Consider the following 16,086-nt stretch of genomic DNA (forward strand, 5'->3'; position numbering starts at 1 on the left):
GGGAATGGTTGATGCATGGCGGATCAACAATTCCCCATTCCCTATTCCCCATTCCCCGTCCACGCGCTACCCTCCGGCGCAATGACGTTCCGTGCCGCACTGCTCATTCCATTGGCCGCGCTGACCGCGTGCGCGACCCAGGCCCCGCCTTCCCCGCAAACCGCGCCGACGCCCGCCATCACGCAGGTCAAGCCGGCTTCCGCCGCAACCCGCAGCACGACGCCCGCACCGCCCGTCCCGGCGCAATTGCGCGACATCAGCGCCGCGCGCGCCGACTTCGTGCGCCTGACCGCGGCGAAGTACGACATCGATCCTGCGTACATCGAATCGGTGCTGGCGAAGGCGCAGATCCGCGACGGCATCATCGCCGCGATGTCGCGCCCGGCCGAAGCCAAACCCTGGCGCGACTACCGCCCGATCTTCATCACGCAAGGGCGCATCGACGGCGGCAAGGCCTTCATGTCGACCAATCGCGATGCGCTCGCGCGTGCCGAGGCCCGCTTCGGCGTGCCGGCGGAAATCATCACCGCGATCATCGGCGTGGAAACCAGCTACGGCGGCAACAAGGGCAGCTATCCGGTCATCGATGCGCTGTACACGCTCGCCTTCAACTATCCGCGCACCGGCGATCCGGCCAAGGTCGCGCGCGAGAACCAGCGCGAAGCTTTCTTCCGCGACGAGCTCGGCCAATTCTTCGCCCTGGGCAAGGAAACGGGCCTGGACATCACGCAGCTCAAGGGCAGCTATGCCGGCGCGATGGGCTACGGCCAGTTCATGCCGTCCAGCTACCGGCAGTACGCGGTGGATGGCGACAACGACGGCAAGCGCGATCTGTTCGTCAACATCGACGACGCGGTGGAATCGGTCGCCAACTATTTCGCGAAGAAGGGCGGCTGGAAACGCGGCGGCCCGGTGATGACGGCCGCGCTGCGCGATCCGTCGGCCACCGACTACAGCGCCGAAAACATCGACGTGATGCAGCCCTTCGAGAGCTTCGCGCCGATCGGCTATCGCACCAACCTTCCGCTCGCGCCCGCCACGCCCGCGCAGATCGTGCGCTTCGACGGCGCCGGCGGCACCGAATACTGGATGGTGTTCGACAACTTCCGCGCGATCACCAAGTACAACACCTCGCGTTTGTATGCGACGGCCGTGTACCAACTCGCCGAATCGATCGCCGGGCGCGATGCGCAAATCGCGCAGCAGACGCAGCTGGCGACCGTTCCGCCGCCGCCCGTGCAGGCGCAGGCCACGCCGCCATGAAGCGCGCGCTGCCGGCGATGTGCCTGTTGCTGGCCGCCTGCGGCGGCGCGCCGACCACCAAGGCGCCGACGCCTTCGCAATCTTCCACCACCGTTTCGAACACGTCGGCGAACACGCCCGGCGGCAAACGCCGTTCGCCTTACGCGCCCGCGCAGGAAGACCTTTCCAAGCGCGGCGATTACACCGCCGGCGGCCTCTACGCACCGGGCATCAAGGACAGCGCGCCGCCGCCGATCGACGACGTGCACCTGATCCCCGAACCCGAGGTCGTCGCCGAACCGCGTTCGCGCTACGGCAATCGTGATTACGCGGTGCTCGGCAAGCAATACCACGTGCTCGACGATCCCTCCGGCTATGTCGAACGCGGCACCGCGTCGTTCTACGGCCAGAAATTCCACGGCCGGCGCACCTCGTCGCTCGAGGTGTACGACATGTACGCCTTCAGCGCCGCGCACAAGACCTTGCCGTTGCCGTCCTTCGCACGCGTCACCAACCTGGCGAACGGCAAGTCGGTGATCGTGCGCGTCAACGATCGCGGCCCCTTCCACGACGGGCGCGTGATCGACCTCAGCTACGCGGCTGCGGTGAAGCTCGGCGTGTATCCGGCAGGCACCGCGAACGTGGAAGTGCGCGCGCTCACCGTGAACGATCGCGGCCCCGACATGCGCGTGGCTTCACCCGATCCCGCGCCGCCGCCTGTGTCGCCGAGCGCGATGGACCGCATGGTCGATGCGCTTCCGATCGCCAGCGCGCAAGCCGGCGAACGCAAACCGACGCCCGCCAGCGCGGAGCCCGAACCCACGCCGCCCGGCCCCTGGCGCTTCGACATGCGCCAGGACGGCAAGGCGATGACGGCCGACGAGTTCGACAAGTGGATGAAACAGCGGCAGGTGCACGTGGCGACCGGCCAGTCCGGTACGCCCGCCCCGCGCCCGCCCACCGAACCGGTGAAGGCACCGCTCCCCACCGCAACGGCCGCTTCCACGCCACCGCCGGCCGCGCCCGAAACACCCCCCGCGCAACCTGCGCCGACCGTGAAGGGCGACGCCGTCGTGTTGCAGATCGCCAGTTTCGCCGCACGCGCCAATGCAGAGCGCGCGCTGGCGATGCTTGAAGGCGCCGGCATTCGCGATGCACGCCTGTTCGATGCCACCGCCGCGGGCCAGAAAGTCTGGCGCCTGCGCGTCGGCCCGGTGCCGGGCGAACGCGTTGCGGAACTCAGCGCGACCGTCGCCGGTCTCGGATTCGGCCGCCCAAACATCGTGCGCGATTGATTCTCCTTAGAATCGCGTTCTTTCCCCCTTCGCCGCATTTCCGGAACCCGCCGTCCTGATGAACGTCCGTCCCCTCGCCGCCCTCACCCTCGCGGCCCTCGCCACTTCCTTCATCGGCCTGGCGCTCGCGCAAACGCCGGCGCCTGCGGGCAAGCCCGCCGCGCCCGCCGCGCTGAGCGATTCGCTGCCCGTGCCGCCGCCGCCGCAGATCCAGGGCAAAGCCTGGGTCCTGATGGATTACGCGACCGGCCAGGTCATCGCAGGGCAGAACGGCGATGCGCAACTCGAACCGGCGAGCATCACCAAGGTGATGACCAGCTATGTCGTCGTCGCCGAGATGAAGTCGGGCAAGGTGAAGGGCACCGACCCGGTGATGATGAGCGAGCACGCCTGGCGCGAAGGCGGCGCCGGCACCGAGGGCAGCTACAGCGGTTTCGAAGTGAACAAGACCGCGCCGCTGGTGGAGATGGAAAAGGGCATGGTCGTGCAGTCGGGCAACGACGCGGCCATCGCGCTCGCCGAACACGTCGCCGGCAGCGAAGACGCCTTCGCCGCGCTGATGAATGCCTACGCGCAGCGCATCGGCATGCAGCATTCGCACTTCGAGAATCCGCACGGGCTTTCGCAGCCGGGCCACGTCTCCACCGCGCACGACCTGGCGATTCTCGGCCGCGCATTGATCCGCGATTTCCCCGAGGCCTATTCGTACAACAAGATCAAGGAATACACGGTCGGCCCGATCACGCAGCGCAATCGCAACCTGCTGCTGTGGCGCGATCCTTCCGTCGACGGCATCAAGACCGGCCACCACAGCGGCGCCGGTTACTGCCTGATGGCCTCGGCCAAGCGCGGCGACCAGCGCCTGATTTCGGTGGTCATGGGTTCGACCAGCGAAAACCAGCGTGCGGTGGATTCGCAGGCGCTGCTCAACTGGGGCTTCCGTTTCTTCGAAACCCATCGCCTGTACGAGGCGAACAAGGCGATCTCCAAGCAGAAGGTGTGGAAGGGCGATGCCGACGAAGTGCAGCTCGGCGTGGACTCGCCGATGCTGGTGAGCACGCCGCGCGGCAAGTACGCGCAGCTCAAGCCGAGCATGGACATCCCCAAGACGCTGGTCGCGCCGATCGCGAAGGGCCAGAAGATCGGCAGCGTGAAGGTCACGCTCGACGGCAAGGTGATCGCCGAGCGGCCGCTGGTGGCGCTCAACGCGGTGGAAGAAGGCGGCTTCTTCAAGCGCATGTGGGACGAGCTGATGATGTGGTGGAACAGCTGACGGGTTGAAGCCGCTTCGGGGGCGCCGGGGTTGGGTTCGCTCCTTGGCGGTCCCATAATCGGCCGATGGAGATCAAGTCCGACAACCCCGATCACGGCTTCCAGTTTCCCGGCACCTTCGAGCTCTCCGCCATGGGCGCGGCCGACAAGGACCTGCAGGCCGAACTTCCGCGCCTGCTGATGGCCGCCGGCATCGACGTGGTGAGCGAGTCGGTCAGCTGGAAGCACTCCTCCAACGGGAAATACGTCTCCGTGCGCATCGCCTTCAAGGCCGACTCGCGCGAGCAGTACGACGCCGCGCACGCCGCCCTGCGTGCGCACCCCGAGGTGAAGTGGACGCTGTGAGCGTCGCCATCGCGCCGCAGGCGGGGATCGCACGCGAGCTCGTCGCGCGCCCGGCGTTCGTTCGCGACCTGGGCCGCAGGTCCTACGAACCGGTGTGGCGCGCGATGCAGGCCTTCACGGATGCGCGCACCGATGAAACCCCCGACGAAATCTGGCTCGTGGAGCACGATCCGGTTTTCACGCTCGGCCAGGCCGGCAAGCCCGAACACGTCCTGATGCCGGGCGATATCCCCGTGATCCACGTCGATCGCGGCGGGCAGGTGACCTATCACGGCCCGGGCCAGATCGTGGCCTACCCCTTGCTCGACCTGAAGCGGCTGAAGGTGGGCGTGCGCGAGTACGTCCATCGCATCGAACAGGCCATCATCGACACGCTGGGCGACTGGAACATCCACGCGCAGCGCCGCGACGGCGCGCCGGGTGTGTACGTGAACGACGCCAAGGTCGCCGCGCTGGGCATCCGCGTGCGACGCGGCTGCACCTTCCACGGCCTCGCATTCAACATCGCGATGGACCTGGAACCCTTCCACCGCATCAATCCGTGCGGCTACGCGGGGTTGCAGGTGGTCTCGATGCAAGACCTGGGCGGCCCGAACGACCTGGACGCCGTCAAACCCCGGCTGCTGGAGCACCTGGCCGTACAATTCGGCCTGCGGCTCCAGCCTGCGCCCCCTGAATCATTCGCGGCACCTTCCCCATGAGCGAAACCGAGTCCAAGGCCATCCCGCTGACCATCGTCGGCGACGTCGCACCGTCGCTCGTGCCGGGCGCCAAGCAAGTGGCCGGCGACAAGATCGCGCGCTCGCCGGTGCAATTCGCCGACACGCCCGTGTTGCGCAAACCGTCCTGGATCCGCGTGCGCATTCCCTCGGGCAATTCGGTGGCCAACCTCAAGGCCAAGCTGCGCGAGAACCGCCTGGTCACGGTGTGCGAGGAAGCCAGCTGCCCGAACATCCACGAGTGCTTCAGCCACGGCACGGCGACCTTCATGATCCTCGGCGAGGTCTGCACGCGCCGCTGCTCGTTCTGCGACGTCGCCCATGGCCGCCCGAAGCCGCCCGATGCCGGCGAGCCCCTGCACCTGGCGACCACCATCGCCGACATGGGCCTGAAGTACGTGGTGATCACTTCGGTCGACCGCGACGACCTGCGCGACGGCGGTGCCCAGCACTTCGTCGACTGCATCAGCGCGGTGCGCCACCACAGCCCGCGCACGAAGATCGAAATCCTCACGCCCGATTTCCGGGGCAAGGGCCGCATGGACCGCGCGCTGGAGATCCTGGCGACCAACCCGCCCGACGTGTTCAACCACAATGTCGAGACGGTGCCGGACCTGTATCCGAACGTGCGCCCCGGCGCGGACTACGCCTGGTCGCTCACGCTGCTGAAGAAGTTCAAGGCGCAGCACCCGGACGTCGCCACCAAGTCCGGGATCATGCTCGGCCTCGGCGAGACGATGGAGCAGGTGCAGGCGACGCTGCGCGATTTGCGCGCACACGACGTGGACATGATCACCATCGGCCAGTACCTCCAGCCCAGCCCGCACCACCATCCGGTGCTGCGTTACTGGACGCCGGACGAATTCAAGGCGCTCGAGGTCTACGGCATGTCGCTCGGGTTCACCCACGTCGCCTCGGGCCCGTTGGTGCGTTCGTCGTACCACGCTGATCGGCAGGCGATCGACGCGGGCTTCGTCGCCGCGTAAAGGCGCGGTTCGGGTTGGCCTTCGGATTTCGTTAACGCCACGCGAAAGCGGGCGTGGGGAATGAACGATCCCCATGGCCTGAACGCTCAGTCTCACCTTTTGCCGCTGGCGCGCGCCGGAAACTTTCGGCACTGTCGGCCTATCGATGCCAGTCGCAGTCTGGACTTGCCGTTCAATCCCAGCGGCACCCCGTTGTTCCCTTGTCGGCCCGCCCCACCGGGCCCGGAAGCGCCCATGAAGCTCAGCAAGACCCTGCCCGTCCTCACCATCGCCCTCGCGCTGTCGGCGCCACTCGCGCTGCTCGCGCGCGCCGACAACGACACCCAGTTGCCGGATGGTCCCAACGCCGCGCAGGCGAAGACCGCCGAACTGGTCTACGGCCTGTTGTCGGACAGCCGCTTCGCCTATCGCCCGCGCAATCTCGACGACGCGCTGTCGAAAGACATCTACAAGCGCTACCTCGAAGCGATGGATCCCGGGAAGCTGTTCTTCACCGCGCAGGACATCGCGAAGTTCGCGCCGTACCAGACGCAACTGGACGACGCGATCAAGAGCGGTTCGATGGACGCGCCCTACGCGATGTTCGCCATCTACAAGCAGCGCGTCGCCGAACGCACCGCGTTCGCGCGCAAGGCGCTGAAGACCGACAAGTTCGATTTCAGCGGCACCGACCGCTACGACTACGACCGCGAAAAAGCGGCGTGGGCCGACGCGGCCACGCTCGACAAGATCTGGATGCAGTCGGTGCGCAACGACTGGCTGCGCCTGAAGCTCGCCGGCAAGGCGCCCGACGACATCCGCAAGACGCTCGACAAGCGCTACGGCAACCTGGTCAAGGGCGTCGAGGATCTCAACGGCGAGGACATCTTCCAGACGTTCCTGACCTCCTACGCGAATTCGATCGACCCGCACACCGATTACTTCAACCCGCGCACCGCGGCCAACTTCAACCTCACCATGTCGCTGTCGCTGGAAGGCATCGGCGCGGTGCTGCAGAAGCAGGACGAAGTGGTGGTGATCCGCGAGATCATCCCGGGCGGCCCTGCTTCGCGCAGCGGCAAGCTCAAGCCGGGCGACCGCATCGTCGCCGTCGGGCAGGGCACGTCGGGCGAGATGAAGGACGTGGTCGGCTGGCGCATCGACGATGTCGTCGAGCAGATCCGCGGCAACAAGGGCACGCCCGTGCGCCTGGATGTCGTGCCGGCCGAATCGCCCGCCGATTCCAAGCCCGAGCGCCTGGTGCTCACGCGCGACAAGGTGCGCCTGGAAGAACAGGCCGCCAAGGCGCAGACCATCACCGTGCCGGGCGCCGATGGCGCGCCCTCGCGCAAGATCGGCGTGATCAAGCTGCCGGCGTTCTACCAGGACTTCGAAGGCCGCCGGAAGAACGCGAACGACTATGCGTCGGCCACGCGCGACGTCGCCAAGCTGCTCGCGCAGCTCAAGGCGCAGAAGGTCGACGGCGTGGTGCTCGACCTGCGCAACAACGGCGGCGGTTCGCTCACCGAAGCGGTGGAGTTGACCGGCCTGTTCGTCGATCGCGGCCCGGTGGTGCAGGTGGTCGAATCCGGCGGACGCGTGAGCGTCGAGGACGACACGCGCGCCGGCGTCGCATGGGACGGCCCGCTCGCGGTGCTGACCAATCGTGGCTCGGCCTCGGCGTCGGAAATCTTCGCCGGCGCGATCCAGGATTACGGCCGCGGCCTGGTCATCGGTGAAACGACCTTCGGCAAGGGCACGGTGCAGAACCTGATCGACCTGGATCGTTGGCCGCAGAACGACGGCGACAAGTACGGCCAGGTGAAGCTCACCATCGCGCAGTTCTTCCGCATCAGCGGCGGCAGCACGCAGCACAAGGGCGTGGTGCCGGACATCGCCTTCCCGGTGTCGGTGGATGCCAGCGAATTCGGCGAGAGCACCTACGACAACGCGCTGCCGTGGTCGCGCATCCAGGCGGTCGACCACACGCAGTACGGCAACTTCGCGCCGATCATTCCGCGCCTGGATTCCCTGCACGCCGCGCGCGTGGCCAAGGACAAGGAGTTCCAGTGGTGGGCGCAGGACGTGGCGCAGTTCCGCGCCGAGTCGGCGAAGAAGTCGGTCTCGCTCAACGAAGCCGAGCGCCGCGCCGAGCGCGACAAGTTCGAAGCCAAGACCAAGCAGCGCCAGGCCGAACGCAAGGCGCTGGGCCTGCCGCTGGATCCCTTCGCCAACGACAGCGACGACGGCTTGCAGGCCAACGAGCGCAACATTGCCGAAGACGCCAAGCGCGAGAAGCTGGAAGAGAAGCGCCCGGATCCGCTGCTCCGCGAATCCGCCGCGATCCTCGCCGATGCGCTCACGCTGCTGACCAACGACCAGAAGCTTTCGCAGCAGGTGCTGCCGGCTTCGCGGACGATGGGGCACTGGTCCGAGTAACGCCGGCCAGGCGCGGCTCGCGTCGGAGTTTCCCGACGCGGCGGCGGGCAAGAATCGGATATCGGGCGCCTTCGGGCGCCCGTATCGTTTGCACATGGACATGATCGCAACCAAAGCCAGCGACACGACGATCCGCAAGCTCGAGCACGCCCGCCGCGTGCTGGAAACCGACGAGCCCACGCTCGAGGCACTCGCCGAGATCGTGGGCCTCAGCGCGTCGCATCTGCAGCGCAGTTTCACCGCGCGGTTCGGGCTCAGCCCGGCGCAATTCCTGGCACAGCGCAAGCTCGGCGCGCTGAAGACCGCGCTGCGCGACGGCGACGACGTGAGCGGTGCGCTCTACGACGCCGGGTATGGCTCGCCCTCGCGCGTGTATGAAGACGGCGCCGCGAAACTCGGCATGACGCCGGCGCGTTACCGCGCGGGCGGGCAGGGCGAACGCATTCGCTGGAGCATCGTCGACACCGCATTGGGCCAGGCGCTGGTCGCGACCACCGAGCGCGGCATCTGCATGGTGGAACTCGGTCGCGACGCCACGGGCCTGGAGCGCAGCCTGCACATGGAATTCCCGCAGGCGCACCTGGAACGCGTCGACGCCGGCCGCGACGAATTCCTCACACCGCGCGTGCGCGCCGTGGCTGACGCGCTGGCGGGCAAGCAGGCGCATGTCGACCTCGACCTGCTGGGCACCGCCTTCCAGAAAAAAGTCTGGGACGCGCTGATGCGCATTCCGCGCGGCGAAACCCGCAGTTACTCGGCGCTCGCCACCGACGTCGGCGCGCCCCTGGGGGCACGTGCGATCGCCAACGCCTGCGCACACAACCGCGTCGCAATCCTCGTTCCCTGCCATCGCGTGGTGCGCAACGATGGGACGCTCGGCGGCTACCGCTGGGGCCTGCCGCTGAAGGAACACTTGCTGCGTCGCGAGCAAGCCGCCGCGTAACTCCCTCCCCTGCGAAGGCAGGGAGGGCCGGGGAGGGGTTGCGCGTTTCGCGCGCTACTTCTTCCGCTTTACAGGCGCACGCGTCGGCAGATGCAACCCCAACTTGATCGGCTCGAACACCATGCGCGTCTCATAGCGCTTGAGCGTTTCGTCATTGCCGAACAGGCGCTCGGCGACTTCGCGCGTATGCGGCAGCCCCGTCGTTGCGAGAATCACCAGGTAATCCCACTCGCCGGCCAGCACGTAACACTGCTGCACTTCGGCCGAGCTGCGCATGCGCGCATAGAACGCCGCGTGGTGGCGCGCCGATTCCCGCTCCAGCGCCACCAGCACCGTGGCCAATGTGACGTTGCCGAGCATCGCCGGATTCAGCACGGCCACCTGCCGCATCAAGCCCGATTCGCGATAGCGCTTGATGCGCCGCTGCACGGCGCTGGCGGACAGCCCCACTTCGTCGCCGAGCGCCGACAGCGTGGCGTCGGCGTCGCGTTGCAGCAGTTCGAGCAGCCGGTGGTCGAATTCGTCCAGTGCGAAGGGCGTGGTCGACATCGTGTTCGCTCGCAGGGTGATGCGCGTCTTCGCGCCATGCAAGATTCTTGCGCGCAAACGCACGAATTTTCAAGCGCGATTCCGGACGGCTCGCTAGAGTGCTCGCTTCCGACAACCCCCTCGTCGGGAGCCCAGATGCAGGACCCGATCCTCGCCTCCCTCGCGCAGTTCCCGCAGCTCCTGCGCGCGCATTTCGCCACGATTCCACCCGGCCAGGCCCGCTTCCGTCCCCAGGCCTGGGACGGCTGCCCGAGCGAACACTTCGACCCGCTCCACCAGCTCTGGCACCTACGCGACATCGAGCGCGAGGGTTACCACGTGCGCTTCGGCCGCACGCTGGCCGAGCACGCACCACTGCTCGCCGACATCGACAGTTACGCGCTCGCCGAATCCAGGGGCGAACGCGGCAGCGCGGAAGAGGCGCTCGACGAATTCGAAGCCGCGCGCGCGCAAACCATCGCCCTGCTCACCGACCTAACCCCCGGACAACTCGAACGCCCGGCGACCTTCGACGGCTTCGGCCCGGTGACCGTGCGCAGCCTGATGCATCTGTTGTGCAGCCACGACCACCAACACCTCGCGGGCCTGCAATGGCTCGCCGCACGAGCCCTCGCATGAGCACGCCTCTCAAACCCGCCACCCCGCTCGCCGTCGGCCTGGCGCTCGCGTCGGTCTACATCCTGTGGGGTTCGACCTACCTCGCGATCCGCTTCGCCCTGCACGGCTATCCGCCGTTCCTGCTCGCGGCGATCCGCATGGCGATCGCCGGTTCGATCATGTACGCGGTGTTGCGCATGCGCGGCGTGGCCGCACCGACCAAGCAGCAATGGATCACGCTGGCCAAGCTCTCGGTCTTCATGGTCGTGCTGTCCAATGCGTTGGTGAACAAGGCCGAGACGCAAGTGGGTTCGGGCCTGGCGGCGATCGCGGTCGCGTCGATGCCGCTGTTCGCGGGCGTGTTCGCAATGCTCAAGGGCCGCCATCCCACGCGCATGGAATGGGCCGGCCTGATCGTGGGTTTCCTCGGCGTGATCTGGCTCAGTGTCGGCGGTGAGCTCTCGGGTTCGAAGCTCGGGCTGATCTGCCTGATCATCGCGCCGCTGGCGTGGGCATGGGGCTCGATCTGGTCGCGCGACCAGGACTTGCCCGAACCCTTCATGGCCGCCGCGGGCCAGATGCTCGTCGGCACGCTGTGGTTGGTCGTCGTCGCGCTCGTCGCGGGCGAACGCATCACGACGATGCCGAGTGTCGAATCCACCGCCGCGCTGCTGTACCTGGTCGTCGCCGGTTCGATCTTCGGCTTCACCGCCTACATCTGGTTGTTGCATCACGTGCGGCCGGCGCTTGCGACCAGCTATGCCTACGTCAATCCGCCGCTCGCGGTGTTGATCGGCGCGCTGATCGGTGGCGAATCCTTCACCACGCACGATCTCGGCGCGATGGCGGTGATCCTCGCCGGCGTGGTGTTGATCACGTTGGCGAAAGCGCGCGCTGCATCGCCGGCGCCGACAGCGGCGGCCGTGCGCGAAGCGGCCGAGGAGCCCGTGGCGTGAGCGAGCAGACGCTCGATCGCCGCGGCCTGTGGATCGCGATCGCCTCCTTCCTGCTGTGGGGCGTCATGCCGCTGTGGTGGCACCTGATGAAGTCGGTGCCCTCGCTGCAGATCGTGTTGCATCGCATCGCGTGGAGCGCGGTGATCGTCGGCGCGTTCCTGTTCTGGCGCGACGGGCGCGGCTGGCTCAAGCGCGCGCTGTCGAAGCCCAACACGTGGTGGATGCTCGCCCTGTCCGGCGTGCTGATCGGCTTCAACTGGGGCCTGTACATCTGGGCGGTGAACGCCGGCCACGTCGTGGAATCGAGCCTGGGGTACTTCATCAATCCGCTGCTCAACGTATTGCTTGGCGTCGTCTTCCTGCGCGAGCGCCTCGGCCGCGTGCAGTGGGTGTCGGTGGCGATCGCGACAATCGGCGTGGCGTGGCTGACGTTCCGCTTCGGCCAGTTGCCGTGGATCGCGCTGGCGCTCGCGGCGTCGTTCGCGCTGTACGGCTTGATCCGCAAGCTCGCGGCGGTCGACTCGATCGATGGCCTGGGTGTCGAAGGCGCGTATCTGTTCCTGCCGGTCGTCGCGATGCTCGCGTGGAGCGAAACGCACGGGCAGGGCGGCTTCTTCGATGGCTACGGCGCGTTGATGAGCGTGATGCTGATCGTCAGCGGCGCGCTCACGGCGCTGCCGCTCGTGGGCTTCGCCTACGCGGTGAGGCGCGTGCCCTTGTCGATCATTGGCTTGCTGCAGTACGTCGCGCCGACGATGCAATTCCTGATCGGCGTGTTCGTCTTCCACGAAGCCTTCGACCGCGACCGCGCGGTCGGCTTCGCCTTCATCTGGATCGCCCTGGCGATCTTCGCGATCGACGGCGCGCTGCGTGCGCGCCGTGCGAATGCGCGCACACCGCTCGTTCCCGCCGCCTGAACCCCTCTCCCTGGAGGGGAGAGGGGGGCGATGCGTTAGGGCGTCATCGCAAGGAAGCGTTGTTGCACAGCGTTTGCGCAAGTCTTCAGCGCCGGGCGAAGTTCGCCCGGGGCCACCGTGATGCACATCTGCGTGCCGTCCGCGCGCAACCGGCCATGCACGTCGCGCACCCAGGCTTGGCGGACGCCGCCGTCGCAGGTTGCGGCGATGAGGTTCAACGAGGGCGACTGCGACGCCTCGAGGCACTTCCCGCCAACCTGGAGCTGCTTGCCGACACGGCGGAACACCTGGCCTGTTGCACCGCTGCACGTGCGGGCGCCCACCGGGCGTGTTGCCCCGGCGCCGCCCTGTGCTTCGAGGCAGCGGTTGTCGAGATTGCTGACCAGCAGCGCGTCCTGTGTCACGCGCACGCGGCGCACCTCATGCGCGCTGCCGCTGGTGTCCACATACGAGAACAAGCCGAAGCGCAGGCGGTCCGGCGGCGCGATGGCGAAATCCTGCGCGTCATAGACGACGTGCCCGTCAAGGGAGAGGTCGAACAGGAACCCGCCGTTGTTCGCCTTCGGCGTCAACGTGGCATCCACGCTGCGCACGAATCCCTTGGCGATGCCTTCCTCGCGCGACATGCACTCGTACTCCGGAACGCGCTCGTCGGGCATCGACTGGTAATTCATGCAGGCCAGGCGGACCGGGGAGGGGCGTTTGTCGACCACTTGGTGTCCCGCACCGCGCACGGCCACGAGATTCGCCATGTGCGGGTCGAAGGCACCGCCACATGGCGCGGAGAACTGCCCCAGCCACTGGAAGCCGATGCTGAGGTAATCCCCCTTCATCGCGCAGCCTTGTCCGTCGTGGTGGAGCGAGGTGTTCACCACGCTCGCATCCATCAGCTGGAAACCGAACAGGCGTGCATCGGCCCTGCGGGGGCTGTGCGACAGGAACTCGTACCGGATGCGCATGGGGAACAGGGGATCGAGTGTTTCGCCCGACGTGGCGTAGCTCACCTGGTAGGTCGCCTGGTTGCTATTCAGCGCCTTCCAGCCCGAACCGTCCGTCGAAGGTTGTTCGACGACCGGATCGGCGTGGGCATATGTGAGGGCCTTGGCGTCGAGGGTCCATGGTGATTTCGCCGACGCCGTACCGGACGCGAAAGCGCCGAGCAGCGCGAGCGTCGTGACGACAGTGCGCGTGTTGCAGATTCGATTCACCCGAAATCCTTATCGTTGGCGCCGATTGCGCCACGCGCAATGGTGTCGAACGAACTTGCAAGCGTCAGCGCGAATCGTCCCGCGTGTGCCTTGCTTCAGATAAGGAAAGGCCGCGCAATGCGCGGCCTTCGGAATGCAACCATGCGCCAACCCTCACGCCGCGCGCAACGCCTCCGTCACCGGCAGCCGCGCCGCGCGCAGCGCCGGGAACAAGCCGCCGACCAGGCCGATGCCGAGCGCCCACTTCAGCCCGGTCCAGAGCAACTGCGGGGTGACGCGGAACTGGAACACGACCTGGCTGAAGTTGTTGCCCAGCGTCGAGACCGTGTGCCCGTTGAACAACAGCCACGCGATCGCCGCGCCGAGCAAACCGCCGAGCAGCGCGAGCAACATCGTTTCCAGCATCACCGCCGTCACCACCGGCAGGCCGCGGAAACCGATCGCGCGCATCGTCGCGATTTCGCGCGCACGCCCGGCCACCGCTGCGTACATCGAGTTCAGCGCGCCGAAGATCGCGCCGACCGCCATGATCGTGCCGATCACGATGCCGAGGATCGACAGGAACTTGGTGAGGTTTTCCGATTGCTTGGCGTAGTAGTCGTGCGTTGTCGACACGTCGAGCTTCAAGCGCGGATCGGCGGCGAGTGCGCCGCTCAACTGCTTGAAGCCCGTCTTGCCATCCAGCTTCACCGTCACCGACTGGAAGGCCTGGCGCTGGTAGGCCGGGCCCAGCACGTCGGCATCGGCCCACAACTCCGACTCGTTCGAATCGCCCGATTCGAACACGCCCACCACCGTCCAGATCTGGTTGGCGAGGTTGAGCTGCTTGCCGACTTCCAGGCCACGGAACTGCCGTTGCGCGCCGCGCCCGACGACCATCTCGCGCAGGCCGCCGTTGAACTTGCGGCCTTCGACGATCTTCAGGTTCGGGCGGATCGTCCACGCATCCGGCCCGACGCCGCGGAACTGCACGTTGGTGTCGGTGCCGTCGGCCTTGCTCTGCAGGTTGACGACCTGGGAGAGCTCCGGCGACACGATCGGACGCCCGTCGGGGCCGCGCGCGATGCCGGCCAACGCGGAGATCAGCGGGACCTGGTCGCGCGTGATCACCGAGTTGGTCTCCGCTTGCGAGCCACCGCGCAACACGATCGCCGTGTCGGTACCGCCGGTGTTGGACAGCGTGGCGCGGAAGCCTTCGCCCATCGCGAGCATCGCGACCAGCACGCCGACCACGCCGGCGATGCCGACCACGATCACGACCGACGGACCCCAGCGTTGCGGGAGACCGGCGATGCCGATGCTCGTGGCTGCGCGTGCGAGTGCGCCGCTGCGCGTGGTGAACAACCAGATGGCGACGATCGTGGCGAGGCCGAGCATGCCGTAGGGCACGAACGCCGCGGCCACCAGCACCACGGCGAGCAGGAGCAGGAGGAGCAAGTTCACAAGAATCTTCATGTGGATCTCCTCAGCGGCCCGCGAGGGCGTCGACGATGTTCAGGCGCATCGCGCGCAGTGCCGGCAGCAGGCCGGACAACACACCGAAGGCCAACATGAGCACCAGCCCGGTGATCCAGCTTTCGGCCGGCAAGGACGACGGCAACTGGATGAACCCGCCGCTGCCCTTGGTCGTGGCGATCATCGCGATGGGCGCGAGCGCCAGGCCGATGATCGCGCCGATGGCGACAAGCAAGACCGATTCGCCCAGCACCAGCAGCAGGATGCTGCGGTTGGTGAAACCGATCGTCTTGAGCACCGCCAGTTCCGGGATGCGTTCGCGCACGGCCTGCGCCATCGTGTTGCCCGTCAGCAGCAACAGGGTGAAGAAGACCGCGCCCATGATCCCGCTCACGATCATGCCGATGTCGGCGATCTGCTTGATGAAGGCCTTGTTGAACGCTTCCTCGGTCTGCGTCTTGGTCTCGTGGTCGGAGTTGGCCGAGAGCTTGTCGATCGCCTTGGCGACGCGATCGGCGCTGTCGGCGTTGTCCAGTTGCACGATGTACCAGCCCACGCGCCCCTTGACGTAGTCGTTGGACTCGTCGAAGTAATTCCAGTGGAACAGCATCACCGCTTCCTGGCCTTTCCGCTTTTCGTCTTCGACCTTGAAGATGCCGTCGAGGCGGAAGGTCCAGTCGTTGCTGCCCTTGGTCGGGAAGATCGTCGCCTGCAGCGGGATCGTGTCGCCGATCTTCCAGCCGAACTTCTTGGCCAGCGTTTCGCCGACCACCGCGCCGACGCGATCGGATTCCCAGGCCTTGCGCTGGTCGGCCGGCAACACGTACTCCGGATACAGATCCAGGTAGTCGGGGCCGACGGAGAAGTTCGGGAAGAAGTTTTCCGGCTTCTGGTAGATGCCGCCGAACCACGCCGCGTACGAGGATTTCTTCACCCCGTCGATCGAACGGATCTGCGAGTCCAGGCTGTAAGGCAGCATCTGCGTCAGCGACAGGCGCGAGGACGCGATCATGCGGTTGGCGCCGGTCACGCTGCCGCCGGAATTGAAGGCGACGCGCACCGAGTCCAGCATGCCGAACAGGAAGAACGCCGTGATCACCGAGAACAGAGTGAGGAACGTGCGTGTCTTGGAGCGGAACAGGGCCGCCCAGATCAAATGGAAATATTTCATCGCTGGCCTCCGG

14 protein-coding genes and 1 pseudogene are annotated in these 16,086 nt (G+C 66.9%); 11 read left to right on the plus strand and 4 right to left on the minus strand.

Translation table 11 applies throughout. The features are described from left to right. Positions 1-81: 81 nt before the first annotated feature. The 8 genes and pseudogenes from mltB to AB4059_RS08725 all read left to right on the plus strand — a co-directional run. Positions 82-1,188 (plus strand): annotated as a pseudogene (gene mltB, locus AB4059_RS08690) (lytic murein transglycosylase B); the annotation flags it as partial. A gap of 71 nt (positions 1,189-1,259) precedes the next feature. Continuing rightward, positions 1,260-2,537: a septal ring lytic transglycosylase RlpA family protein gene (locus AB4059_RS08695; protein ID WP_498978520.1), complete on the plus strand. Its 1,278-nt coding sequence runs from the start codon at positions 1,260-1,262 to the stop codon at positions 2,535-2,537. 58 nt (positions 2,538-2,595) lie between these two features. Next, positions 2,596-3,810 carry a D-alanyl-D-alanine carboxypeptidase family protein gene (locus AB4059_RS08700; RefSeq protein WP_498978521.1) on the plus strand — a complete coding sequence of 405 codons (1,215 nt, stop codon included), beginning with the start codon at positions 2,596-2,598 and terminating at the stop codon, positions 3,808-3,810. Positions 3,811-3,875: 65 nt separating this feature from the next. Continuing rightward, entirely contained in the window at positions 3,876-4,154 is a 279-nt protein-coding gene (locus AB4059_RS08705) for a DUF493 family protein (RefSeq protein WP_498959720.1), read from the plus strand. Further along, on the plus strand, positions 4,151-4,855 hold the full coding sequence (lipB, locus tag AB4059_RS08710) for a lipoyl(octanoyl) transferase LipB (protein WP_498978522.1): 705 nt from the start codon (positions 4,151-4,153) through the stop codon (positions 4,853-4,855). Before AB4059_RS08705 ends, lipB begins: the two co-directional genes overlap by 4 nt. Further along, the gene (lipA, locus tag AB4059_RS08715) at positions 4,852-5,859 is read left to right on the plus strand and encodes a lipoyl synthase (protein ID WP_498978523.1); all 1,008 of its coding nucleotides are present in this window, start codon (positions 4,852-4,854) and stop codon (positions 5,857-5,859) included. The genes lipB and lipA overlap by 4 nt, the downstream gene beginning before the upstream one ends. A 234-nt stretch (positions 5,860-6,093) precedes the next feature. Continuing rightward, positions 6,094-8,277 carry a carboxy terminal-processing peptidase gene (locus tag AB4059_RS08720; RefSeq protein WP_498978524.1) on the plus strand — a complete coding sequence of 728 codons (2,184 nt, stop codon included), beginning with the start codon at positions 6,094-6,096 and terminating at the stop codon, positions 8,275-8,277. 100 nt (positions 8,278-8,377) lie between these two features. Beyond that, a complete protein-coding gene (locus AB4059_RS08725; RefSeq protein ID WP_498978525.1) occupies positions 8,378-9,220 on the plus strand; it encodes a methylated-DNA--[protein]-cysteine S-methyltransferase in 843 nt (280 codons plus the stop codon). 54 nt (positions 9,221-9,274) lie between these two features. Here AB4059_RS08725 and AB4059_RS08730 read toward each other — a convergent pair whose 3' ends face one another. Continuing rightward, on the minus strand, positions 9,275-9,769 hold the full coding sequence (locus AB4059_RS08730; RefSeq protein WP_498978526.1) for an Lrp/AsnC family transcriptional regulator: 495 nt from the start codon (positions 9,767-9,769) through the stop codon (positions 9,275-9,277). Between the two features lie 135 nt (positions 9,770-9,904). Between AB4059_RS08730 and AB4059_RS08735 the strand changes: the two genes are divergently transcribed. From AB4059_RS08735 to rarD, 3 genes are read left to right on the plus strand one after another with little or no spacing between them, the layout of a single operon-like run. Further along, entirely contained in the window at positions 9,905-10,387 is a 483-nt protein-coding gene (locus tag AB4059_RS08735; protein WP_498978527.1) for a DinB family protein, read from the plus strand. Continuing rightward, positions 10,384-11,322, plus strand: a complete 939-nt coding sequence (gene yedA, locus AB4059_RS08740) for a drug/metabolite exporter YedA (protein WP_498978528.1) — start codon at positions 10,384-10,386, stop codon at positions 11,320-11,322. The genes AB4059_RS08735 and yedA overlap by 4 nt, the downstream gene beginning before the upstream one ends. Further along, complete coding sequence (rarD, locus tag AB4059_RS08745; protein WP_498978529.1) at positions 11,319-12,239, plus strand: EamA family transporter RarD; 921 nt, start codon at positions 11,319-11,321, stop codon at positions 12,237-12,239. Before yedA ends, rarD begins: the two co-directional genes overlap by 4 nt. Before the next feature lie 35 nt (positions 12,240-12,274). On the opposite strand, the gene AB4059_RS08750 is transcribed toward rarD, so the two are convergent. From AB4059_RS08750 to AB4059_RS08760, 3 genes are all read right to left on the minus strand, one after another. Beyond that, a complete protein-coding gene (locus tag AB4059_RS08750) occupies positions 12,275-13,447 on the minus strand; it encodes a ricin-type beta-trefoil lectin domain protein (RefSeq protein ID WP_498978530.1) in 1,173 nt (390 codons plus the stop codon). 153 nt (positions 13,448-13,600) lie between these two features. Further along, positions 13,601-14,902 (minus strand): ABC transporter permease, encoded by a 1,302-nt coding sequence (locus AB4059_RS08755; RefSeq protein ID WP_498978531.1) that lies wholly within the window; start codon positions 14,900-14,902, stop codon positions 13,601-13,603. 10 nt (positions 14,903-14,912) lie between these two features. Beyond that, positions 14,913-16,073, minus strand: a complete 1,161-nt coding sequence (locus AB4059_RS08760) for an ABC transporter permease (protein ID WP_498978532.1) — start codon at positions 16,071-16,073, stop codon at positions 14,913-14,915. Positions 16,074-16,086 lie beyond the last annotated feature (13 nt).

The sequence above is a fragment of the Lysobacter sp. 2RAF19 genome (assembly GCF_052115395.1).
In the GTDB taxonomy this organism is placed as follows: domain Bacteria; phylum Pseudomonadota; class Gammaproteobacteria; order Xanthomonadales; family Xanthomonadaceae; genus Noviluteimonas.